Below are 23,051 nucleotides of genomic sequence, written 5' to 3' on the forward strand. Positions count from 1 at the left end.
TACAAGCAGTCCGTGCAGGCTGCAGCAACAGAGTGTGCGGCTGAGCGCCGGCCAGAGGAGCAAGCGGCTTTAATGACCACTATCAAGCAGCGTATTGAATGCTAAACGAACCGTTAAGGTCGCCACTAATTCAATATCAATCGAGGCAGCAAAACTTATACGAAGCGGCACTATGGGGGCCTACTTGTACAAGTTTCGCCTGCCCCTCTACCGTTCATCGCCCTTTTAAAAAAATTTCAAAACATCTGCGCACCTGCCCTTATCAGAAAAGATGTCCGTTGCATAAATGGGCAACTAGCGAAACGACATTTCAAAACTGGGAGTATTGTTATGACGACGAGCAATAAAAACCCTGGAAACTTTGCCAATGATCGCGAAAAAGCATCGCAGGCGGGTAAGAAAGGTGGGCAGGCCTCTGGCGGCAACTTCGCCAACGACCGCGAAAAAGCCTCGGAAGCAGGGCGTAAAGGCGGCCAGAACAGCCATGGTGGTGGGCGTAAATCCTGACGACGCGGGCAGTACCGCTGTTCCGTTAGTTAACAAAGGGCATTCATCATGCGTGCGTCAATTGATAATCAGCGCGGCGAGCCAGCTCGCAGGCCGATTGTAGAAGTGCAAACTCAAGCAAGGACTGGCCTGCGTTCCAATACGTCTGCGTGTTACGAACATCAGCAACTTGCCGAACAAGCCGAAGCAACGATAAGCGCATCTAAAACGCCACCCTTGTGTGAAAGGCACTTATAACCGTGCAGCTTAACGGACGCAACTAAGTGCAAGGTTCCAGCACAATCAAAGTGAACGTTACATTCCCGACATAACGACGAGGTAACTGAACATGACTACTCAAGACAAGCAAGGCCAAATGAGCGTCAGCGAAGCCGGTAAAAAAGGCGGCGAAGCCACTTCTGCGTCCCATGACAAAGAGTTCTACCAGGAGATCGGCAGCAAAGGCGGCCAGAACAGTGGCGGCAATTTCGCCAACGACCGCGAAAAAGCTTCCGAAGCCGGGCGTAAAGGTGGCGAACACAGCCACGGCGGCGGGCGCAAAAGCTGATGTGCTTGATGCAGGGGAGCAATGCTCCCCTGCTTTCATTGATGAGGGACACCATGCCTTTACACATTATCAACTTCACCGCACCGGTCACCGCCTCCACGTGCAGCCAACTGATCGAAAAAGCCTCGTTGGCCGTACAACAAGATGCCCAGGGCCTGGTACTGAATATCGCCACCATGGGCGGTGAATGCAGCTACGGCTTTACGATGTACAACTTTTTATTGTCCCTGCCGATTCCGGTGCATACCCATAACCTCGGCACCGTGGAATCCATGGGCAATATCATCTTCCTGGCCGGCGAGCGCAGGACCGCCTGCAAGCACAGTAAATTTCTGTTCCACCCCTTTCATTGGCATGTGCAAGGCGCGGTTGACCACTCGCGCATGTCTGAATACGCGATGAGTCTGGATTACGACTTGCAGTTGTATGCACGCATCGTGGCCGAGCGCACCGCCGATGCCGTCGAAAAACTGGAGACCGAAAAATACTTGATCGCCGCGCCACGCATTCTCGACCCGCAACAAGCGCTCACCGCCGGCTTGATCCATGGGATCGAACTTCCGGTAATCAAGGCGGAATTCGTGAGCAGCTTCATTCATTCCTAGGGCGTATCAGGCAAAAACTGCACAAAAAGTACGCAGCAGAATGGCAAAAACCTCAACCCCCGAACCGAGCGGGCGCACGCGCCCGCAACTACCCAGCTATCACCACAAAATACTGGCAATAAAACATCAACTAAGCGCTTGTTTGAATTCTTCCTTTTTAGCAGTTGAAAACGTCCACTTCTTAATTGAGAGTGGCCGCTTCATTCAGGGAGGAATCGATGTGACGCATCTACAAGCGAACCGACGTTGCCTGCACTGCAAACAACCTTTCGAGTCAACGCTGGATGACCCGGACTACCTGATGTCGCCAGCGTCAGACATGCTGTGCCCGGCGTGCAAGCAACAGTATGCAGCCGACATCATGAAAGAGGCGCTGCAACGCAGCGTGCAAAAATTGTGCATGTTGCAGGAGCGACGCAAAAAACAGTAGGCACTTGCCTCGCTCCTAACGCTACCCGAATGCACATCATCTATCAAAAACACATTCATTCGGGTGGCGGTGGCACATAAGGTTTCGCAATAAAGGGAATACTCCCAGACGGACGCCACCTTACATTCTCAAGACCGTAGCGTTCGGCCAGCGGCTTACTGATGCGCTTGATCTTTTCATTACGCGATCTAGGAATAATGCCTATACCTGCATCGCAACAGGCCCAATGCCAGGCCTCTGCATTATTCATTACCTCCGCTCTTATAATGAAAGACTTAGGCTCGTGGTGGTATTCGTATTCGATGACATATAAAGAATTTTTCATAACCTCTCCTTCTGATTTTTTGTTATTTGCTCAGAACGAAGGTTCAGAATTTTTAATGTTTGAGTGACGACAAACATGCACTTGCCGTTGCACTACCGCTCGTCGGCCTCGCATTAAAAAAATAAAACGGTTCATGCTTCTTTTGTTTCTTAATAGTGAGTCTGCTCACTCCAGGCTCTTGGTAAAAACTCCTGTCTTGCCCGCACTCCGTGCGGGCTTTTTTATTTGCGGCGGCGCTACACCCTGTGGCGAGGGAGCTTGCTCCCGCGACGTAGCGACCGACGGTAACCACGATGCGAAGCGAGTCGCTCTTGATCTTGATCTGCTTGTGATCTTGATCTCAGGCGCCCCGTTAAACCACGCTGGCCGAACGCAGGCTTGAATTCGTGGGTAACCCGGCAGGACGCCGGGTTAGCCGCCCCGCGCCATGGATGGCGCGTGGCGGCGGCCCACGGATTCAAGCCTGCGTTCGGGCACACCGAGCCTAGGCGAGGTGCCGAGTGGTGGGGCAAGAGCCCTTTGGTTACTTTGGGGCTTTTCCAAAGTGACCCGCCGTCAGGGCGGCCCCCTAAGTGGCCGTTACCGCAGCAATGGATATGTACACAAACCAACTGTGTTGACTGTTAGGCCGCCATCGCAGGCAAGCCAGCTCCCACATTTGGATCGCGGGGTGCCAGGTGCAGAGGCGTCGGCTGGCAGGCCGCCATCGCAGGCAAGCCAGCCCCCACATTTGCAGCGCGGGGCCTCAGGTAGGTCTCGACTATCGGCCGCGCCCTTCAATCGTCGTCGTGCAAGTGAGCATCAGCACAGGGCAGTCGGCCGGACTCCCCCCCAGCAATCCGTTCCGCCTGATCAATACCGCGTTTGAGCGCATCGCGCACCGTCCATTCGGCACCCGGCAATTGCCTGGTACGTTCAACCACGCATTGCCCCGTCGCGGTGTAGACGCACAGCAGCACTTCAATATCGCCATCTTCCCGCTCCCGGGCCCTGACTTCGATATGGCAGCCGTTTTCAACCTCCTGGGTAAAGCACTCTTCGTCGAGTGCCTTGGCGGCCCAGGCTTCATAGATTTTGCCACGGATAAACATAGCTCTTCTCCAAAACCATTAGTGGGGTTGGCCATCAACTAACGACTGAACTTGTTCACCAGAATTCAGACTTTTTTTCCAAGGCCACCTCCATCATGCACCGATAAAAACCCTTTACCGCTTCGCCTGTTAAACCGTTCGTCAGGCGAGGAAACAAATTGTTAAACCAACCCACGGGGCTCTATTCAAAATGTTCGGGAGCGCGGCGAAATACGCCCTGTAGAGCGGCAGCAAAAGCCAGTAGAACCTAACAGTAGAAGCACTTTATCTACTGACGGCATCTTATTGCCGAATGTTTATCACCTGATGGTTCCTGGTGTTAATAAGCGCTTCGCTTAGTTAACGCCCGAGCCCAGATTCGGCACAGCAAAACGCAAGTTTCCAACACAGGAGCACGGCATGAAACGAGCGATGGGTTATTGCCTGGTCACTATCACCAGCCTCTTCTTACTCACCAGTTGCAACCTGGTGGTCTTCAACCCCAAGGGGCAAGTAGCAACCGATGAGCGCGACCTGATCATTCTCGCCACCGGCCTGATGCTGCTGGTGGTCGTCCCGGTGATCGTGATGATGTTCGTCTTCGCCTACCGCTACCGCGCCACCAATAAAAAAGCCCGCTACTCCCCCCGCTGGGCCAGCTCGCACAAAATCGAGGCGGTGGTGTGGGGCGTTCCCCTGCTGATCATCATCGTCCTGGGATGGGTGACCTGGGAGACCACCCACGCACTCGATCCCTATCGCCCGCTGGAATCAGACACCCCGCCCATCAATGTGCAGGTGGTGGCCACCGACTGGAAGTGGCTGTTTATCTACCCTGACCTGGGCATCGCCAGCGTCAACGAGCTGGCCCTGCCGGTGCACACGCCGGTGAGTTTCACCGTCACCTCCGACGCGGCCATGACCTCGTTTTTTATTCCGGCACTCGGCGGGCAGATCTACGCCATGGCCGGCATGCAGACCAAGCTGCACCTGATCGCCAACGAGACCGGTGAATTCAGAGGGATTGCCGCCAACTACAACGGCCCCGGTTTTTCCGACATGCATTTCACCACGCTGTCCCTGAGCGCTGCCGACTTCCAAAGCTGGGTGACAAAGGTCAAGGGCGCGGCCACGCCTCTGGACCACAGCACCTACGCGCAATTGGCCAAGCCCACCCTCAAGCACCCCGTGACCTATTACTCGGCGGTACAGGAGCGCCTGTTCCTGGACATCGTCGATAAATACGAAGGCATGAACAAGGCCAATAAACCCCGGCGCTCGCCATTGAGCGACGCTGCACAACGCACCGATCAACACCCAAGTCTGCTGGCTGAGGAGCGGTAACCATGTTCGGAAAACTGTCGTGGGATGCGATCCCAACCACTGAACCCATTGTGATGTACACCCTGGCCGTCCTCGGCCTGATCGGGGTGGCGCTGGTGGGCTCGATCACCTGGAAACGCAAGTGGGGCTATTTATGGCGCGAGTGGTTCACCTCGGTGGACCACAAGAAGATCGGTTGCATGTACATCATCGTCGCCCTGGTGATGCTGCTGCGCGGGTTCTCCGATGCGATCATGATGCGCACCCAGCAAGCCATGGCCGCCAGCGGCGGGCCGGGTTACCTGCCGCCGGAACATTACGACCAGATCTTCACCGCCCACGGTGTGATCATGATCTTCTTCATGGCCATGCCCTTCGTGGTCGGCTTGATGAACATCGTCGTGCCGTTGCAGATCGGCGCTCGCGATGTGGCCTATCCGTTTCTCAACGCCCTGAGTTTCTGGCTGTTCGTGGTGGGTGCGGCGCTGGTGAACATTTCGCTGGGGGTGGGTGAGTTCGCGCGCACCGGTTGGGTGGCTTATCCGCCGTTATCCGAGCTGGGGTACAGCCCCGGCGTCGGCGTGGATTACTACATCTGGTCATTGCAGATATCCGGCATCGGCACGCTGCTCACGGGGGTGAATTTCTTCGTCACCATCCTGAAGATGCGCACCGAAGGCATGACGCTGTTCAAGATGCCGGTGTTCACCTGGAACGCGCTGTGCACCTCGGTGCTGATTCTGGCGGCCTTCCCGATCCTCACCGCCACCCTGCTGATGCTGACCCTGGACCGTTACCTGGGCATGCATTTCTTCACCAACGAGGCCGGCGGCAACCCAATGATGTATGTGAACCTCATCTGGGCCTGGGGGCATCCGGAGGTGTACATCTTGATCCTGCCGGCGTTCGGGGTGTTTTCCGAAATCGCAGCCACCTTCAGCAGCAAGCGGTTGTTCGGCTACGTGTCACTGGTGTGGGCGACCATTGCGATCACCGTGTTGTCGTTCATCGTGTGGCTGCATCACTTTTTCACCATGGGGGCCGGCGGCAACGTCAATGCGTTTTTCGGCATCATGACGATGATCATCGCAGTGCCCACCGGGGTGAAAATCTTCACCTGGTTGTTCACCATGTACCGCGGCCGCGTGCGTTTCGAAACGCCCATGCTATGGACCCTGGGCTTTATCGTGACCTTCAGCATCGGCGGCATGACCGGGGTGCTGCTGGCGGTGCCGGGGGCCGACTTCCTGCTGCACAACAGCCTGTTCCTGATCGCGCACTTTCACAACGTGATCATCGGCGGCGCGGTGTTCGGCTACATGGCCGGCCTGACGTATTGGTTCCCCAAGGCGTTCGGTTTCCGCTTGAACGACAAGCTGGGGCGCATCGCCTTCTGGTGCTGGCTGGTGGGCTTTTATTTCGCGTTCATGCCCTCTTACGTGCTGGGCTTCATGGGCATGACGCGTCGCCTCAATCATTTCGACAACCCGGAGTGGCGGCCCTGGCTGCTGCTGGAGTTGGTGGGGGTGGCAATCATCCTCTGCGGTGTGGCGACGCAGGCCCTGCAACTGTTGGTGAGCATCCGCAACCGTCATCAATACCGCGACCTCACCGGCGACCCATGGGACGGGCGCACCCTGGAATGGGCCACCGCGTCCCCGCCGCCGCTATACAACTTCGCCGAGCAGCCCAAGGTCAATGACCTGGACGCGTACTGGGGCATGAAGGAGCGCGGCGTCAGCACCCTCAGCCACACCGACTATCGCAGCATCCACATGCCGCGCAATACCGCGTCGGGCCTGGTCATCAGCCTGTTCGCGCTGGTCTGCAGCTTTGCGCTCGTGTGGCACATCTGGTGGATGGCGGCGTTCGGCCTGGTGGCCTCGGTGGTGGCGTTCGTGGTGCGCAGCTACGACGAAGACACCGATTACTTCGTGCCCGCGCAGGAAGTCGCGCGCATCGAAACGGCACGTCTCAAAGACCTGGCAGAGGCTTGACCCATGTCCAATATCGTTATGGAAAAAGACATCGCTCACACCCACGAACAAGGGCATGAAGACGCCGGTTCCCTGAGCCTGTTCGGGTTCTGGATCTACCTGATGACCGACTGCATCCTGTTCGCGACCTTGTTCGCCGGCTACGCCGTATTGCGCGACAGCGTGGCGGGCGGGCCGTCGAGCATGGATATTTTCGAACTGCCCTATGTGCTGGCCGAAACCATGCTGCTGCTGTTGAGCAGTATCACCTACGGCTACGCCATGCTCGCCATGAACCACGGCAAGCAACGCGATGTGTTGCGCTGGCTGGGGCTCACGTTCGTACTGGGCGCGGGCTTTATCGCCATGGAGATCAACGAATTCCACCACTTGATCGCAGAGGGCTACGGGCCGGACCGCAGTGCCTTCCTGACCGCTTTCTTCACCCTCGTCGGCACCCACGGCGCGCACGTGTTAACCGGGCTGATCTGGATGGCGGTACTGATGGTCCAGGTCAAGCAACGCGGCCTGACCAGCACCAACGCCACCCGGCTCAGCTGCCTGAGCCTGTTCTGGCACTTTTTGGACGTGGTGTGGATCTGCGTCTTTACCGTGGTCTATCTGTTGGGGGTGGTGTGACATGTACAAGCAAAGCTCGCTTCACAGCAGTGCCGGTACGAGCCATGGCAGCAGTCGCTCCTACCTAGTGGGGTTCCTGGTGTCGGTCCTGCTCACCCTGATCCCGTTCGGCCTGGTGATGTTCCCGTCACTGCCGCGCACCTTCACCGCCTGGCTGGTGGTGGCGCTGGGCGCGATACAAATCGTGGTCCACCTCAAGTTCTTCCTGCACTTGGACACGGCCGAAGAACAACGCTGGAACCTGATTGCGCTGATTTTCTCGGTGGTCATCATTCTTCTGTTGGTGGGGCTTTCGTTATGGATCATGGACAGTATTCATCACAACATGCTGGCGCACTGAAACACTGGCGGGGGTTGTTCAATACCGCTATCGAGCTCACCAAGCCGGGCATTATTGTCGGCAACCTGGCCTCGGTGCTGGGCGGTTACCTGCTCGCCGCCAGCGGGCATGTGGCCTCGGTGACGCACGGGCTGGCCACCCTGCTCGGCACGGCCCTGGTGATCGGGTGCGGGTGTGTCATCAACAACTGCATTGACCGCGACATCGACCGGCGCATGGTGCGCACCTGTCACCGTCCACTGGCACTGCGCACCATCAAGGTGTCCACTGCCGCAGGCTATGGGATCGTCCTGGGCGCCTGCGGTTTTGGCTTGTTGTGGGCCGGCAGCAATGCGCTGGCGTGCATGCTGGCGATGGTCGGGCTGGTGATCTATGCGGGGGTCTACACCTACTGGCTCAAGCGGCGCTCCCACTGGGCCACCTTGATCGGCAGCCTTTCCGGGGCGATGCCGCCGGTGATCGGCTATTGCGCGGTCACCGGGCGGTTTGACCTCACGGCGTTGCTGCTGATTATGGTGTTCTGCTGTTGGCAGATGCCGCACTCACACGCCATCACCGTGATGCGCCGCGAGGATTTCCGCGCCGCAGGCCTGCCGCTGCTGAGCCTGGCCCAAGCCCATCGGCAGATACAGGCGTACATGCTGGCCTTCCTCGCCAGCGCCCTGATGCTGGGCGCGGTGGCGCAGATGGCGGCGTTGTATTTTGTGGTGATGCTAGGGCTTGGGGGATATTGGCTCGCCCTCGCGGCCAACAGTACACGGCTGACTGATCCGACCGGCTGGGCGCGCAGGCTATTCGGGTTTTCGATAGTGCTGGTGCTGGCGCTTAACCTGGCGTTGGCAGTGCTGAGGTAGCTCGGCAGGCTGCGCCCTCCCTGTAGGAGCGAGCTTGCTCGCGAAAAACGTCAACGATAACGCGGGTTGCCTGAATAAACGTGGCGCCTGTGAGTTTTTCGCGAGCAAGCTCGCTCCTACAGAGAGAGGGTCATATAGTCGCTGGATGTCTGGCATCCAGTACCGCACGGATTTTCCGGGGCAGGTCAGCAGGCTGATACGGCTTGGGAATCAACTCGAACTCATGCACCTGTATATCCGCGCGGGCCAGCGAATCTTTCGCATAGCCAGTGGTCAGCAAGATCCTGATGTGCGGATACAAGCGCGACACCTCCCGCGCCAACGCTGCGCCATTCATCGCACCGGGCATGATCAAGTCACTGAACACCAGGTCATACGTCGCCTGCTTGAGCATGCCCAAAGCCTCGGCGGCGTTGTGGGCGATGGCCGTGTGGTAACCGTAGTCAGACAGGATCACTTGCGCCAACTCAGCCACCTCGGGCCGGTCCTCCACGATCAGGATGCGCTCGCTACCTTGCGGTGAGGTGGCCGTGGGTGTCTGCTCAACCCACAGCTGGCTGTCATCGGCCGGAAAGTACAAGCGTATCGTCGTACCGATACCCGGGTCGGAATGAATCCGCGCCGTGCCGCCCGATTGCTTGACGAAGCCGTACACCATCGACAACCCCAGGCCCGAGCCCTGGCCTTCTTCCTTGGTGGTGAAGAACGGTTGCATGACTTTGTCCTGAATACCTGCGTCGATGCCGTTGCCGTTATCCGAGACCGAAATGCTCACGTAACAGCCCTCGGCCAACCCCTCACGCTCGGCATCGATATCGCCGGGCACTTGGACGTTGCAGGTCTTGACGGTGACCGACGGATCAGCACGCCCGTGCAAAGCATCTTGGGCGTTCGACAACAGATGCTGCACCGCCAGCTCCGCCTGGACCGGGTCGATGCGGCAATTCCACAGCTCGTCGGCAAGCTCCACCTGCAACGCGACGCCCCGCAGCGCAGGGGCCATGAAGTCCGGGCGGCCGAGCAAGCTGTTCAAGTTGATCACCCGGCTGTCGAGCCGTTGCTTGCGCGAAAACGCCAGCAACTGCTGAGTCAGGGTTTGCGCTTTTTCCGCCGCCGCCCTGGCACGGCTGGCGCTGCTGACGATGCGCTGCGGATCGCTGCCGGGGCGCTTGGCGCTCTGCTGGATCAAGTCGAGATAGCCCATCATCACTTGCAGCAGGTTATTGAAGTCATGGGCGATGCCACCGGTCAGTTGCCCCAGCGCTTCCAAATCTTGTGCGCGACGCACGCGCTGCTCAGCGTCGTGGCGCCGGCTCACGTCCAGCTGCGAGGCGAAAAAATACACCAGTTGCCCACGTTCGTTGAACAACGGCGAAATGAACAGCTCGTTCCAGAAGGTCGAGCCGTCCTTGCGGTAATTGAGCACCTCGACACAGGCCTCATGGTGCCGCTCAACTGCGCGTTGCACCTGGTGCAGCGCGTTTTTGTCGGTTTGGGGCCCCTGCAGGAACCGGCAATTGCGTCCGATCACTTCGTCCAGTTCAAAGCCTGTCAGGGTCAGGAACGCCTGGTTGGCAAAGATGATCGGGTTATCCGGCTCGGCGGGGTCGGTCACGATCATTGCGCTGTGGCTGGCTTGCATGGCCGCAAAGAACAGGTCTTTGCGGCTGGCAGACAGCATCGCCAATTCCATACCCTCGACCACAGGCTTCTTCTTTGTCGCCAAGGTTCACCTCCAGATACGTGGTATGTGTTCCATGGACCGTGAAAATGCTGCGCAGTGCCATCAAAGGGCGCGGCGCCCGTGATTGGGCGCCGCGCGACCGTACAGCCTGGGTCATGGCTCAGGTTTTGGCTGCAGCCCCCTGCCCAGGTCAGCGCCGGTGGTGGGGTCGCTGGTGGGGTCCGAGAGCGTGCGGATCTTCATCGCGCTCAGCGCCGCTTCCTCGTCGGCGTCCAACTGCACGCTGGCGGTGCCGTCACCGCCATCGACTGCCGGTTGTGGGTTTTCCACGAACTCCCAACCATCACCCTGGTTCCAGGGCCCGCGCAGGTTTTCCGCACCTTGGGACATGTTGAAGTACACCTGCGTGAACTCCGGCTTGCCCGGCAACTTGCCTTGGGGGAAATTCGGTTGAATGGCATGCAGCGCTTTTTCGAAGGATATCTGGTGAGCGATTTCCCGCGTCATCAAAAACCCCAGCGCATCTTTTACTCCCGGGTCATCGGTGACGTTCATCAGCCGCTCATAGACGATTTTGGCCCGGGCTTCGGCGGCGATGTTCGAACGCATGTCTGCGGTGGGTTCACCGATGGTGTCAATGTAGGCGGCAGTCCACGGCACACCGGCAGAGTTGGTCAGCGGCGAGCCCGCCCCGTACAGCAGGCTGGTGATGTGCGAGTCATTGCCGGCGCCATTGAGGGCACGATACAACTCGCCCTCCTCTTCCACGCCTTCGGCCATCCGCCCCTTGGCGCCCTTGTTGAGCATCACGATGATGGAGCCGACGATCTCCAGATGGCTGAGTTCTTCGGTGGCGATGTCCATCAGCAAATCTTTGCGCCCCGGGTCGTCTTCCGCCAAGGCTTGGGTGAAGTAACGGGACGCGGCGGCCAACTCACCTTGAGCGCCGCCAAACTGCTCGAGCAAAAGGTTGGCCAGGCCCGGGTTGGGCTCGGCGACACGGACGGTGTATTGAAGTCGCTTGTTATGTAGAAACATGAACAAATCTCCTCAGGCTTACGGAAAAAGGCGCCCTGCTGGAATGCGCGCCTACCTTGCATGGGAAGTGGCCTGCGCATGGAAAATTTCAAAATAAACCGGCGCCTCACGACCAGCGGTAATACGCTGCAGGCCAAGCGAAACGGCGCTTGTAGCGCAGCTCTCTCAATCGGCACCGTGGTTTTCCGACTCGGGCACGACGTCGATGCCGGGCGTACCGCTGGCGGGTTTGATGCTGGCGTCAGCGGGTGTCGCGGCGCTGTCGGGATGGTCCCAATCGGTGGTCGCGTTGGGGTCTTCGTCGCGCCCGGCAGTGCCAATCACGCAACCGTCTTCATTGGGTGCGTCTGGTTGCTCAAGCGGCCGGTACTGTGGGTTGGATGGGTTGGGCTTCATGGCTGAAATGCTCCCGTTCACAGGTTAGGAACTCGTTGGAACGACGCCTTTTTTTGGAGTGCGACGAAAAAGACGAATGGCAGGACCCTAAACTAAGCCGGCAGTTTCGATCTTATTAATACCGAAGCGCTGACCGGCAATAAAAGTTATACGAAGCGGCGTATCAACCAAATTCCTGTATAACTTTTTCAGCGAAATTACCGTTCGTCGCCGGTTAGAAAAATCGGCAAAACATTTCCCAAACAGCCAATATCGGAATAAGTGTCCGTTGCGAAACGGCCAACTAACGAAACGCTAAATTAGCGATTGGAGAACTATCATGACTACAGGTAATAAAAACCCGGGCAACTTTGCCAATGATCGCGAAAAAGCCTCCGAAGCCGGTAAAAAAGGCGGCCAGGCGTCGGGCGGCAACTTCGCCAACGACCGTGAAAAAGCCTCGGAAGCCGGCCGTAAAGGTGGGCAGCACAGCCATGGCGGCGGTCGGAAGTCGGGTTCTTGAGTAACGGTGGGAGGGGCAGCCTGGCTGCCCCTTCAAACCAAACGCACAGAACATAAGTGACATATTCATCACTGATAAATAATCGTAAACGTCGCCGACGCATTGGCCGGGCCTGGCGTGACTCGGTTGGCGGTTTGCAGATAACGGGCACGCAAGCGGATGTTGTAGCTGGACTCGAAGGACAGTGGGTTAATACCGCTGGCCCGATTCATCCCCAGGGGTACCGGGGTACTGTCTAGTGTCGCTACTTGGATGCCGACTCCGCTTGCGGCAGGCGAATTACCTGTGCCTGTGGGATCAATGCTCAGCACGCCCGTACTGGCATTGATCGCCGGGCGCGAGGAGTCGATGCGAAATTGCAGGGTGTTACCCGCTAGGGTTCCGCCGGAGCCAACGCCGGTGGGTGAATTACCACTTTGCGAAAGCCAGCCAGGTCCGGTGGTGGAATAGGTGCCATGGAACGCCGGGCAATCATTCAAGTTGATGGAAAAATCTGTCCACCCTGTGGCGCTGTTAAGCCCGGTGAACTTATTGGTCAAGTGCGTCCCCATCGGCACTGAAACATCCGGCGTACTGCATGTGCGCGAGACAATCTGGATACTGCCGGAGATGCCCATCCTGAAACCCTGCATCCTGGCATCGCCGAAGTTGCCAAACAGGCTCACGACCGGCAATGAGCTGCCCGCCAATACACCTGGCGTTACTTCCCCTAGTTTGATCAGTATCAATTCGAAGTTCGAAGGTCCATCAAACGGAATCAGGCAGCGAGAGCCCGATGTGCAGGCAGTCCAGGATTTGTTGGTTTGCCTGGGCAGCACGCCGCCGAGACTATTGATAACCACCCCCAGCCCTGGAATTCGGGTTCTGTAGACCTTGTTGGCATAGGGGCCGCTGGACCAATTGGCTAAGCCAGAAGTCGCCTCGACCGTCAACTCGGTCCACTGTTGAAACGGAGCAAACCGGCAGTCCAGCTCGGGTGCCTGGCCCAAGGCCATGCTGAAGCGCTGTCGATAGACTTCGGCGCCCACCGGCACATCACGTCCGACGGTAATCGCCGAGACCTGCAATGGCATGTTGCCCACTGCGGCCTGGATACCGTTGTTATATGTACAGGTCACTGCCATGGCCGTATCGGCCATCGCCCAAAGTGCCGCCAGCGCTAGGCTGGGTTTGATCAAAGCGCCCATGTTCATAACGGTACCTTTTGCATGTTGTTGGGCGGCGTGCTGCCCGCGACCTGTTTGCCGGCGGCGCAAATAGCGTCCACCTGCTGCAATTGCTGGCCCTCGCCGGGGCCGGGAGGAATCATCAGGGCACACTGTTGATGGGTCTTGCTGCCCCAGTTGATCAACAACTGGCGAGTTTCTGGCTTGATCCGGGCATAGAGCAGACCGCCCTGCCCGACCATCCCCACCGAGGCGCCTTCGCCGTCGGTCACGCCTGCGCCAAATGGCAAGCTGCTGCCATCGTCCAGGCGCACATTGAGCAGCACCGCACGGCCCTGATTAGTGGTGTATTTAAGATGCACCACGGCACCGGCGCGTGGGGCGACTTGTTGGCTGGTCTCGTTGAGTTCGACATCCAGCGAACTGCCAATCGGGTCGATGGCCACCTCGTTCAGCTCATAAGGCCGTAGGTACGGCACCACGGCATTGCCGCGACTGTCGAGCGTGAGGCCGGGGTATCCCGAAACCTTGGCGCCCGCGGCACCCGGCGCACTGACCACCGCCATGGTTTCGCCGCGGTACGGCGTCATGGTCACACCCTCGGCGTGGGCCACCACGGTGCCGCTGGCGCCCATCGAGGCGCTGGTATAGCCATCGCCACGCCCCAGTGCCGCACTGAGCATGGCTCGCCCACCCGTGTACTGACCGTTAAGCGCGGCGCTCTTGCTGTGGTTGGCGCCGTCATGGCCGAAATTGGCGCTATAGCCATATTGACGGTCTTGGCCGGCGGTGCCGCTGATACCGGCCTGCTCACTGTAATTGCCTTGGGTATCGCGGCCCACCTGCGCGGTTATTTGCGGAGTGTTACCCGACGCGCCGAAATCCAGGGGCATGCTCATGGTCAGCAAAAAGCTGTTCTCCATGTCGCCCAGCCCCATGCGGCTGCGGTTGGCATTCACACTGAAGCTGACGCGGTTGAACTGCTTGCTGTAGCTGAACTGGTACTGCACATCACTGCCCGGCTGATTCCAGTAGTTTTGCGCGTAACCGCTGATAGAGACTTGCCCCCAAGCCCCAAGGTTCTGGTCGGCGGTCACCGAAAAACGACTGCGCGGGCGACCGAACATGCTCGAATCCCAGCCATTTTTCTCGGCATCCAGCAGTTGGATGGCGCTGCTGAAATCCAGGTAGTCCTGAGTGGAAAACCGATAGGCCGCCAGCGAGAAGTTACTGCCGGTACTGAGCACATTCTTGCTGTACGACACCCGCATGCTCTGGCCCTTGGCAGCGCCGCCGGCCAGGTCGGTCTGGGCGTGCGTGATGTCCACGGCCATCGCACCGATGGGTGTGCCGAACGCCAGGCCGGTGAGCACCGCCGTGTAGTCATCGCTCGATTGCAGACCGGCAAAACCGGTGAAGGTATTGTTCAAGCCGTACTGCACAGTCCCTTGCAGCAGGCGCGCCTGATCGTCGACGAAGTTGTTGCGGGTTTCACCCGCGGTGAGGCTGAACCGCGAGGTGCCGGGGCGTAGCAACTGGCTGACCGAGGCGTAGGGCACGATAAAGTTCTGCTCAGTGCCGTCGGCTTCGGCCACGCTCACGCTGAGGTCGCCACCATAGCCGGTGGAGTACAGGTCATCGATCACAAACGCGCCGGGCGCCACGGTGGTTTCCAGCAAGATATTGCCGGCTTGGCGAATGGTTACCCGCGCATTGGTGCGGGCAATACCCCGGATGACCGGCGCATACCCGCGCATCGAATCAGGCAGCATGCGGTCGTCAGTGGACAGTTGCACGCCACGGTAGGACAAGGTGTCGAAGATCTCGCCGGTGGTGTTGGACTCACCCACCGTCAGTTGGCTTTTCAACGCGGTGATATCACGCTGAGCGTATGTGTCCAGAGCCTGATACCGGCTGCCCAAACGTGACTGCCAGCTCATGGACGCGTTGTGGCGCAGGCGCCAGTCCCCCAGGTTCAGGCCCGCGTTGAGGCCCATGAACGCCGAATCGGAGTTGCCACTGCGGGTGCGGTTACGATTGGCGTTGAAGTTGTAGCTGAGCATGGCGGCCGTCACGCCACGGTCCCACAACTGCGGGCTGACGTAACCCCGCGCATTACGCTTGAGCGCCACCTGGGGAATGCTCAGGTCCAGCGCCTGGTTCTCTGGGGAGAAGTTCGCGGTAGCGCCAGGGATTACCTGCCACACTGCCGGGCACGCCTGACTGTCGAGCATCGTGCTGGCCTCGGGCGTAAGGCTGGCCATTTGCACCCCCTGGCGCTCAAGCAAGCCACGATTCATACACACCACCGGCTTGCTGCCGTCGGCCTGGGCGTCAATGCGAATATCCTGCCGGTTGTTCAGTTGCCCGTTGAGGATGATGTCGGCTCGGTATTGACCGGGCATCACCGGGTTGCCGGCCTGGTAGGCACTCAGGTCAAGATTGCGCGAGTCTTCGGGCAGGAAGGCGTCATTGAACTGCACTTCTTGCGCCAACGCGCCTTGCATGCTCCACGCGCCTGGAGCAATGGCCAATGCCTTGAGGATCAGGGCTGTGAGCGGATTCAAGACGAAGCGAGGCCGCGCCCGCAGAAAAAGCCTGGAGCAAGAAAAGGTCGACATAGATGACTCGCGGGTAAAAACGTCAGGAATGGATCAGGGCTGCAGCGTGTTGCGGGTCGGGACCAGCGCGCCGTAATCGTTGATGGCGCTGAACTCCACTTGTGCCTGGCTCGACGGCATGGCCTTGAGCGTGGGCAGCGCGAACTGCCGGGTTTCTCCAGGGCCGACCATGCCGTCCTCACTGCGATAGCGTTGGTTACCCGCCACCAGGTCCAACTCGATCAGCGAGACGTGGAACGCCGACGGGTTGTACGCCTTCAGCGCCAGGCCTTGGCCATCGCGTGCCGTAACCAATTGCCACTGCACCTGCTCAACCGCCTCATTGGGATTTCCAGGCAAGCCAACCGGGCGATAGAACAGCTTGATGCGCGAACGGAAAGCCATTTGCAGCGTATTGAGGTCTGCACCCGCCTCGGGTTTGGGCGGGATTTCGAGAACGTTGAGCCAGAACACCGACTCTTTGTCCTGCGCCAAAGGCGCGCCGGTAAAGAGCACTCGCAAGCTTTGGCCCTTGGTCGGGTCAATGCGCGCCACCGGGGGCGACAGCAGGAACGGCGCCTTGGAGCTGGTGGGTGTCGATTCGACGCTGCCGGTGTCGATCCATGATTGGACCAGTGCGGGCAACGTGCCGTTATTGTTCAGTTTTACGGTGATTTCTTTCTGGTCCGCCGGATAGACCAGGCGCGTACCGGTAATCACCACTGCAGCGAATGCATGGGAACACATCAGTGTGGCCAGGCCGATCAGCAGCAGTGGTTTGAATGCACGTGTGCACGACATAGAGCAATCCCTTTACCGTCTGGATGCACGCCCTTCAATACCGAGCAGGGCGTGTGTCCAAAGCCTGCGACTTACTGATAATTGATGGAGTAAGTCACGGAGCCCACAACGGTGCCCGGCGTGGTAGCCGACTGGGCGTAGTACTGAACGGCGTACGGCAGCACAGCGGTCAGGGCAGTTGGGTCAACAGTTACGCGGCTGGTGGAGGTAACCTGAGACGTGTTGCCGGCCTTGATCGCGTTGCCATTGGTGGCATCCACCAACTGCAGTTGGACCTTGGTGGCTGAACCGCTGATGTTCTTCACATTACCGCTGGCCGGATCCACGCCACCGCCCGACTCAAAGAACGCCGCCGCGGTTTTGATCGCAGCAGAGCACTTGCTCAGTTCGATGTTGAAACCGGTCTGGCCAGCTACTTGCCCGGCGGAAGCCAAGGAAGCGGTGGAGATGGTTGGCAAGGTGACGGTGGTCGCGCCGGAAGCTGCTGCACCATTGACGGCCACTTGGCAGGTTTCGGCTTTCAGCTCACCGTTGAAATCAATTTTGCCGTCCGAAGCCATGGCAGCAGAAGAGACGGTGGCAGCGACCAGTACAGCGAGGGCGCGAGCTTTGTAATTCATGAGTAACTCCGAGAGCACGATAGACTTGATTAAGTTTTGAAGTTCCCTGGACGGGAAATACTTCTGCGTTGTTGCGAAGTGAAGTGTAAGCAGCGCACTTAATTTTCAAAATAGGAGTGCTCTGAAAAACAAATAACCCGGGCAAATTACCTTATAAACAGGCGATTAAAAGCAACAAACAAAGCCCCCCACCATAGTGGGCTGGCTTTAATAAGCCAACAGACAAAGCGTCTATAGGAGTGGTCCTAAAAGCGCGCCTGAACGGTATATTTAAATCCAGCTTATATAATGGGTCATCGTTATTCTGATCATCAGATGTTGATTGACCCACCGTTATCGCAGCCTAAGCATCTACACAACTTCGAGGTTAGGCTGGACCCGTGGCGGCCTGACAGCCGACGCTTATTTACCTGGCGCCCCGCGATCCAACTGTGGGAGCGGGCTTGCTCGCGAAGGCGACCTGACAGTCAACACAGTTGGATTGGGTACATATCCGTTCCTGCGGTAACGGCCACCTAGGGTTCCGCCCTGACGGCGGCTCACTTTTGAAAAGCGCAAAAGTAAGCAAAACGCTCTTGCCCCACCACTCGGCACCTCGCCCAGGCGCGGTGTGCCCGTAATCCGCCAGTGATTTGGGGGCCGCCTGAACGGCTCGCTTCGCATCGTGGTTACCATTGAGCGCTACAGAGTTGTATAGATACCCATGGCTATCGCAGGCAAGCTCTAATGCCGTTCAGTTAAGGCATTTTGTAGGAGCGAGCTTGCTCGCGAAAAACTCACAGGCGCCGCGTTCATTCAGGAAGCACACATTATCGTTGACGTTTTTCGCGAGCAAGCTCGCTCCTACAGAGGGCGATATACGCTTAACTGAACGGCATTAAGGCAAGCCCCACCTGTGAGAACGAGCGGGTACAGCAACGAGGCTATGCTGGCGCAGGCCTTTGACCAAGCAGCACGCTGAGACGCTCGGCTATCTGCTGCGCTGGCCAGTCACGCTCATCGCGCAATAGCCGTTCCAGGCTTTCGACAGTGCCCACCAGGTCGTCCCGCTCCAGCCCCAGCGCCGCCTCGTGCAGACGCTGAACTGCCTGCAACGCTTGGCTTCGCTCGCGCAAGGCCAGTGCCTCGATCAAGTCGTTAAAGGCCGTGCGCAGGATATGCGACTCCTCCTCTGGCTCTTCCTTGGGCATAGCCGGCAGCGGACCTTGCGGCATGTCACACCAAAGCTCGATCATCTGCTGCAACTTGGCCGGGGTAACCGGCTTGACCAGCACCCCGTCGAGCCCCGCATCAAAACAACGCTCTAGGTGCTCGTTATCGCTGAAGCCCGCGACAGCTACAAGCGGACAATGGGCACGCTGCAGCACCTGCTCCAACTCACGAAAGGCGCCCGCCAGCGGCTCGATTTCACTGTTTGGCAAGTCGCAATCGATCAATACCATATCGACCCGTCGCACATTGAATAGCGTCAACCCTTGGGCGCCATCAACCGCCAGCAACACCCTACAACCCAGCGCTTGCAGGTGTGCAGGCAGTATCTGTTGGCCGGTCACAGGCGCCTGCACCACCAACACGTGTGCACCGTTACCCTCCACTTGGGCCGGCGCCGCTTCAGCCTGGGGTATATCCAGGGTCTTGGCCCACTCGACGGACAGTTTGACTTCAACCTCAGTACCCACGCCTTGGGTGCTGTTGAGGGTCAGCTCACCCGACATCAGCCTCACGAGGCGACGGCAAATCACCAGGCCAAGCCCGCTACCACCGGTACGTTTGTAAGAATGCTTGGCCCGTGCGTAGGGTCGAAACAGGCTGGCCTGCGCCTGCTGTGACAAGCCAATGCCGCTGTCGATGATGCGGATCAGCACGTGCGGCACAGGAACCTCTGGCCATTCAACCACCTTGAGCTGCACCTCCACCCCGCCTACCTCAGTGAACTTGACCGCGTTGGAGATCAGGTTGCGCAGCACCTGACTCAAGCGCATGCCCTCCAGCATCAAGGGGCCGCTGGGGCGTTCACCACTCAATGTCAGCAACAGGCCTTTTTCTTCGGCGCCGGCGCGATACTCCTCCACCACCTGCTGGACTAAGGCCCCGAGGTCCACAGGCTCCAGGGTCAGGGTCAGTTGCCCGGCCTCCATCCTGGAAATGTCCAGCACGTCATCCACCAGCCGCAGCAAGGTATTGGCGCCGCTGTTGGCCAATTGAGTGAAGTGGCGCTGCTGTTCGTCCAGCGGTGTGTGCTCCAACAACTCGATAGCCGCCAGCACCGCGTTCATCGGCGAACGCACTTCATGGCTGACCACCGCCAAAAACATCGCCTTTTCCCGCTCGCTCTGCACGGCCTGGCGGCGCTGACGACGGCTTTGCCAGGCGAACGCGATCAACAGCAGCACCACCGACAGCAACAGCCACAACTCACCCTGGAAATGCTCGGCGATGTCCTTGATCGTCGGAATGTCCAGGTTCATGTCATCGAACCAGGCGTCATAGATCGCTTTGCGCTCATCGTTGCTGATGGACCCCAGCACTTTCTCCAGGATCGACAACAGGATCTCGTCGCTGTCACGCACCGCCATGCTCACGCCGGTGTGCAATTGCGGCACCACCCCGGATACTTGCAACACCCCCTGATACTGCCGGGAAAGATAGGGGATCAGTAACCATTCAGAGGCGATGGCGGCATCCGCCCGACCGTCCTTGACCATCGCCATGATGTCGACGGCGTTCTGGCCGGAGATCACCGTTATGCCGGGGACCTTCTGCTGCAAAAACGCCTGATACCCCTCGCGCCCCAACATCACCAGGCGTTTGCCGGCAAGTTGTTCCAGGTCCACGAATGGCTGTTGGCCAAAGCGGCTGACGAGGATGGTGGAACTGGTGTTGTAGGGCGTCGTATAGCGCATGCCCAGGTCCTTGACCGGATCGTCATCGCGGCGCCGGGTGGGCAAGATATCCACCTCGCCGCTGATCAGCATGTCCTTGCGGGCGCTACGATTGCCGGTGACCACCGACTGGAAATGCAGGCCGGTACGCGCCGCAATCAAACCCAGGTACTTGGCCGATAGCCCACGCAACTGGCCGTCGCTGATGTACTCGAAGGGCAGCAGGTTGTCGAACACACCGACACGCAGCACGGGGTTGGCGGCGATCCAGTCACGCTCTTGCTGGGTCAAGGTCATCGACGGCGGGTCGGCCTGCGCACCGGCCAGGCCCGCGCTTGCCAGCAGCAACCACCCCAGCAGCAGGCGCAACCGTACAACCCTCATGGTTGCGTCATCGGCGGCGGCGCGACCATGGCCAGCATGTCCAGCGGGGTCTCCTCGCTCGCGGCACGCCAGTGCTGAACCAACGCCTGAAGCGTGTGCACGTAAACCGGGTTGCCCCAGCCCTCCTCTGCCCGCAACAGGTTCTCCATGTGCGCGGCCGCCTGGGCCAGGGCCGGCCATTCGATGATCAGTGCCGCGCCGTGTAACCGATGGGCAACATGGATGGCCGAAGGGCGATCACAGAGCGCCATCGCCCTGAGCAGGCTCCCCAGGTCGGCCGCCATCTCACGGTTGATAGCGGCCTGATCAAGTGTCGGGGCCATCAAGCTGGCACGCGGTGCCGCCAACGTGACGCCGCACCACTGCTCGATCACGTCACTCAACTGCCCCAGACGTATGGGCTTGCTCAACGCCCCATCCATGCCCGCCGCCAGGCAGCGTTGAAGGTGCTGCTCGCCGGTCAAGGCGGAAATGGCAATGATCGGGCAGCGCGCTCGCCCCCATTGCTGTTCGAGCGCCCGCAGTTCGCAGACCAGGCTGTAGCCGTCCTGATCCGGCAGGTCGCAGTCCATCAATACCAACGCGTAAGCGCGCTCAGCGAACCGCACGCGGGCCTGGGCCGCATCGGCGGCAATCACTGGCACACAACCAAACCCGCTGATTTGCGCCCGCAGCACTTCCTGGTTGGCCAGGGTGTCTTCCACCACCAGCAGCTGCAAACCATCGGTGACATGCAAAGGCATTGGGGCCGGGGCTCGCGTCGGTTCAGCGGCCTCAGGGGCAAGGGTTGCGGGCAAGTACAGGTTGATACACGTTCCCACTCCCGGCTCGCTGCGCAGGGTCAGCGAGCCTTGCATCAAATCGACCAATTGCCGACATATCATCAGGCCCAGGCCGCTGCCTCCCGCACGCTTATAGGACTGACTCGCCTGGGCATAAGGCCGGAACAAAGAGGCCTGCACCGCTTCGCCCATACCGATGCCGGTGTCGCGGACTTCAACCTGCAACTGATGCTTACCGTCCAGCAAGTCTTCCAGGCGCAGGGTGATGTCAACAGCGCCGGTATCGGTGAACTTGATGGCGTTGGACAACAGGTTATGAAACACCTGCGTCAGCCGCGAACGGTCAAGCCACAACGACGGCAGGGGTGTCTGCACGCTCACATTCAGACTCAAGTGCTTTTCCCCGGCACGCAGGCGATGCAAGCCCACTACGCCATGCACCAGCGCGATGACATCCGTCGCCTCAAGTGTCAGGCGTAACGCCTTGGCCCCTGAATCCGGCCGGTGCAGCACATCATCGAGCAAGCGCACCAGCATATTGGCGCCGCTGTTGGCCAAGTGCGCGAAGTGGCGCTGCTGGTCATTGAGTCGGGTGTGCCACAGCAGCTCCATGGCCGCCAGCACGGCGTTCATTGGCGAGCGTATTTCGTGACCCATCACCGCCAGGAACATGGTTTTTTCCTGCTCGTTCCGCTCGGCCTGCCGCTGCTGGCGGTAACCGCGATAGACCAGCACACACAAGCCAATCAACGCCAACATGCCCAGGATCAAAATATGCAAGTAATGGCTGGCGATGTCCCACAGGGTCGGCGCATCTACCTCCAGGTCCCGGTACCAATGCTCGTACATCGCATTCTGTTGTGAGGGGCTGATCGAGCCTAGGGCTTTGCCAATGATCGAGGCCAGCATGGCGTTATCGGTGCGCACCGCCATGTTCACATCCAACATGCTACTGCCCACCACGCCAGAAATTTCCAGCACGCCCTGAAACTGTCGATACAAATAGGGCATCAAGAAGGCTTCGGAGGCCACGACTGCATCGGCACCACCGTCCCGGAGGGTGTTCAGCATGGCCAAGGCCTGGGGGCTTTTGATCAGAGTGGCTCGGGGTGCCCTTTTTCTGAGCAACTGCTCGTAATACTCCACATCGGGGATCACGACGGTTTTATCTTGTAGCTGGTCAAGGTCAAAAATATCGGCGTCGTCGACACGGGTCACGATGATCGGCACGGTAGTGTCGTAGACCAGCGCGGTAAGATCCTCGATAGGCGGCTCGTCACGAAAGCGAAAGTGCGAAGACAGCAGGTCTACCTGGCCATCCAACAGCATGCGCTCACGTGCAGCCCGGGTCTTGACCGGCACATAGGTGAATTCAAGTCCCGTGGCATCGCGCACATATTGCAGGTACTGCACCGGCCGCCCCTGCAGCACGCCACGACTCATGTACTCGAAGGGGACCAGGTTTTCCATCACCCCCACTCGAAGGACCGGATGCTGCGCTATCCACAGCCGCTCCTGCTCCGTCAGCTCAACCGGCGCCGCACAGGCAAGCGCGGCATCCAGCATCAGCAACATGAATA

At 59.0% G+C, this 23,051-nt stretch carries 21 protein-coding genes; 10 read left to right on the top strand and 11 right to left on the bottom strand.

The window, feature by feature from the left end; translation table 11 throughout:
• Window positions 1-330: 330 nt before the first annotated feature.
• The 4 genes from CRN80_RS26440 to CRN80_RS31320 all read left to right on the top strand — a co-directional run bounded on the left by CRN80_RS26440 (window position 331) and on the right by CRN80_RS31320 (window position 2,089).
• Window positions 331-507 (top strand): general stress protein, encoded by a 177-nt coding sequence (locus tag CRN80_RS26440; RefSeq protein WP_003190478.1) that lies wholly within the window; start codon window positions 331-333, stop codon window positions 505-507.
• A 328-nt stretch (window positions 508-835) separates the two neighbouring features.
• The gene (locus tag CRN80_RS26445) at window positions 836-1,054 is read left to right on the top strand and encodes a general stress protein (RefSeq protein WP_098951982.1); all 219 of its coding nucleotides are present in this window, start codon (window positions 836-838) and stop codon (window positions 1,052-1,054) included.
• A gap of 53 nt (window positions 1,055-1,107) precedes the next feature.
• Window positions 1,108-1,659 (top strand): ATP-dependent Clp protease proteolytic subunit, encoded by a 552-nt coding sequence (locus tag CRN80_RS26450; RefSeq protein WP_019821492.1) that lies wholly within the window; start codon window positions 1,108-1,110, stop codon window positions 1,657-1,659.
• A gap of 40 nt (window positions 1,660-1,699) precedes the next feature.
• The gene (locus tag CRN80_RS31320; protein WP_169918618.1) at window positions 1,700-2,089 is read left to right on the top strand and encodes a hypothetical protein; all 390 of its coding nucleotides are present in this window, start codon (window positions 1,700-1,702) and stop codon (window positions 2,087-2,089) included.
• A gap of 55 nt (window positions 2,090-2,144) precedes the next feature.
• Here the strand turns inward: CRN80_RS31320 and CRN80_RS26460 are convergent, their stop codons facing one another.
• Together CRN80_RS26460 and CRN80_RS26475 are read right to left on the bottom strand one after the other, a co-directional pair.
• The gene (locus tag CRN80_RS26460) at window positions 2,145-2,414 is read right to left on the bottom strand and encodes a DUF6555 family protein (protein WP_003190473.1); all 270 of its coding nucleotides are present in this window, start codon (window positions 2,412-2,414) and stop codon (window positions 2,145-2,147) included.
• Between the two features lie 776 nt (window positions 2,415-3,190).
• Entirely contained in the window at window positions 3,191-3,505 is a 315-nt protein-coding gene (locus CRN80_RS26475) for a hypothetical protein (RefSeq protein ID WP_098951986.1), read from the bottom strand.
• Window positions 3,506-3,904: 399 nt separating this feature from the next.
• On the opposite strand from CRN80_RS26475, the gene cyoA reads away from it, so the two are divergent.
• From cyoA to cyoE, 5 genes are read left to right on the top strand one after another with little or no spacing between them, the layout of a single operon-like run.
• A complete protein-coding gene (cyoA, locus tag CRN80_RS26480) occupies window positions 3,905-4,828 on the top strand; it encodes a ubiquinol oxidase subunit II (protein WP_003190470.1) in 924 nt (307 codons plus the stop codon).
• A 2-nt stretch (window positions 4,829-4,830) separates the two neighbouring features.
• Window positions 4,831-6,804: a cytochrome o ubiquinol oxidase subunit I gene (gene cyoB / locus CRN80_RS26485; RefSeq protein WP_098951988.1), complete on the top strand. Its 1,974-nt coding sequence runs from the start codon at window positions 4,831-4,833 to the stop codon at window positions 6,802-6,804.
• A 3-nt stretch (window positions 6,805-6,807) separates the two neighbouring features.
• Window positions 6,808-7,422, top strand: a complete 615-nt coding sequence (cyoC, locus tag CRN80_RS26490) for a cytochrome o ubiquinol oxidase subunit III (RefSeq protein ID WP_020303216.1) — start codon at window positions 6,808-6,810, stop codon at window positions 7,420-7,422.
• 1 nt (window position 7,423) lies between these two features.
• Entirely contained in the window at window positions 7,424-7,762 is a 339-nt protein-coding gene (gene cyoD / locus CRN80_RS26495) for a cytochrome o ubiquinol oxidase subunit IV (RefSeq protein ID WP_098951989.1), read from the top strand.
• 14 nt (window positions 7,763-7,776) lie between these two features.
• Window positions 7,777-8,616, top strand: a complete 840-nt coding sequence (cyoE, locus tag CRN80_RS26500) for a heme o synthase (RefSeq protein ID WP_256588573.1) — start codon at window positions 7,777-7,779, stop codon at window positions 8,614-8,616.
• A 130-nt stretch (window positions 8,617-8,746) separates the two neighbouring features.
• Here cyoE and CRN80_RS26505 read toward each other — a convergent pair whose 3' ends face one another.
• The 3 genes from CRN80_RS26505 to CRN80_RS26515 form a co-directional block, all read right to left on the bottom strand.
• Complete coding sequence (locus CRN80_RS26505; RefSeq protein WP_238344586.1) at window positions 8,747-10,297, bottom strand: histidine kinase famiy protein; 1,551 nt, start codon at window positions 10,295-10,297, stop codon at window positions 8,747-8,749.
• A 156-nt stretch (window positions 10,298-10,453) separates the two neighbouring features.
• The gene (locus CRN80_RS26510; protein ID WP_098951993.1) at window positions 10,454-11,338 is read right to left on the bottom strand and encodes a manganese catalase family protein; all 885 of its coding nucleotides are present in this window, start codon (window positions 11,336-11,338) and stop codon (window positions 10,454-10,456) included.
• Window positions 11,339-11,503: 165 nt separating this feature from the next.
• Window positions 11,504-11,734 carry a hypothetical protein gene (locus CRN80_RS26515; protein ID WP_032892347.1) on the bottom strand — a complete coding sequence of 77 codons (231 nt, stop codon included), beginning with the start codon at window positions 11,732-11,734 and terminating at the stop codon, window positions 11,504-11,506.
• Between the two features lie 319 nt (window positions 11,735-12,053).
• On the opposite strand from CRN80_RS26515, the gene CRN80_RS26520 reads away from it, so the two are divergent.
• Window positions 12,054-12,236, top strand: a complete 183-nt coding sequence (locus CRN80_RS26520; RefSeq protein WP_003190457.1) for a general stress protein — start codon at window positions 12,054-12,056, stop codon at window positions 12,234-12,236.
• Window positions 12,237-12,304: 68 nt separating this feature from the next.
• Here the strand turns inward: CRN80_RS26520 and CRN80_RS26525 are convergent, their stop codons facing one another.
• The 6 genes from CRN80_RS26525 to CRN80_RS26550 all read right to left on the bottom strand — a co-directional run bounded on the left by CRN80_RS26525 (window position 12,305) and on the right by CRN80_RS26550 (window position 23,046).
• Entirely contained in the window at window positions 12,305-13,423 is a 1,119-nt protein-coding gene (locus tag CRN80_RS26525) for a fimbrial protein (RefSeq protein ID WP_229999502.1), read from the bottom strand.
• A 2-nt stretch (window positions 13,424-13,425) separates the two neighbouring features.
• On the bottom strand, window positions 13,426-15,969 hold the full coding sequence (locus CRN80_RS26530; protein ID WP_371861783.1) for a fimbria/pilus outer membrane usher protein: 2,544 nt from the start codon (window positions 15,967-15,969) through the stop codon (window positions 13,426-13,428).
• 87 nt (window positions 15,970-16,056) lie between these two features.
• On the bottom strand, window positions 16,057-16,803 hold the full coding sequence (locus CRN80_RS26535) for a molecular chaperone (RefSeq protein ID WP_032892349.1): 747 nt from the start codon (window positions 16,801-16,803) through the stop codon (window positions 16,057-16,059).
• Between the two features lie 71 nt (window positions 16,804-16,874).
• The gene (locus CRN80_RS26540) at window positions 16,875-17,423 is read right to left on the bottom strand and encodes a fimbrial protein (RefSeq protein ID WP_003190448.1); all 549 of its coding nucleotides are present in this window, start codon (window positions 17,421-17,423) and stop codon (window positions 16,875-16,877) included.
• 923 nt (window positions 17,424-18,346) lie between these two features.
• Complete coding sequence (locus CRN80_RS26545; protein WP_098951995.1) at window positions 18,347-20,689, bottom strand: ATP-binding protein; 2,343 nt, start codon at window positions 20,687-20,689, stop codon at window positions 18,347-18,349.
• Window positions 20,686-23,046: an ATP-binding protein gene (locus CRN80_RS26550; RefSeq protein WP_098951996.1), complete on the bottom strand. Its 2,361-nt coding sequence runs from the start codon at window positions 23,044-23,046 to the stop codon at window positions 20,686-20,688. The genes CRN80_RS26545 and CRN80_RS26550 overlap by 4 nt, the downstream gene beginning before the upstream one ends.
• Window positions 23,047-23,051: the final 5 nt, after the last annotated feature.

The organism is Pseudomonas sp. FDAARGOS_380, assembly GCF_002591235.1.
Taxonomy (GTDB): Bacteria; Pseudomonadota; Gammaproteobacteria; order Pseudomonadales; family Pseudomonadaceae; genus Aquipseudomonas; species Aquipseudomonas salmasensis.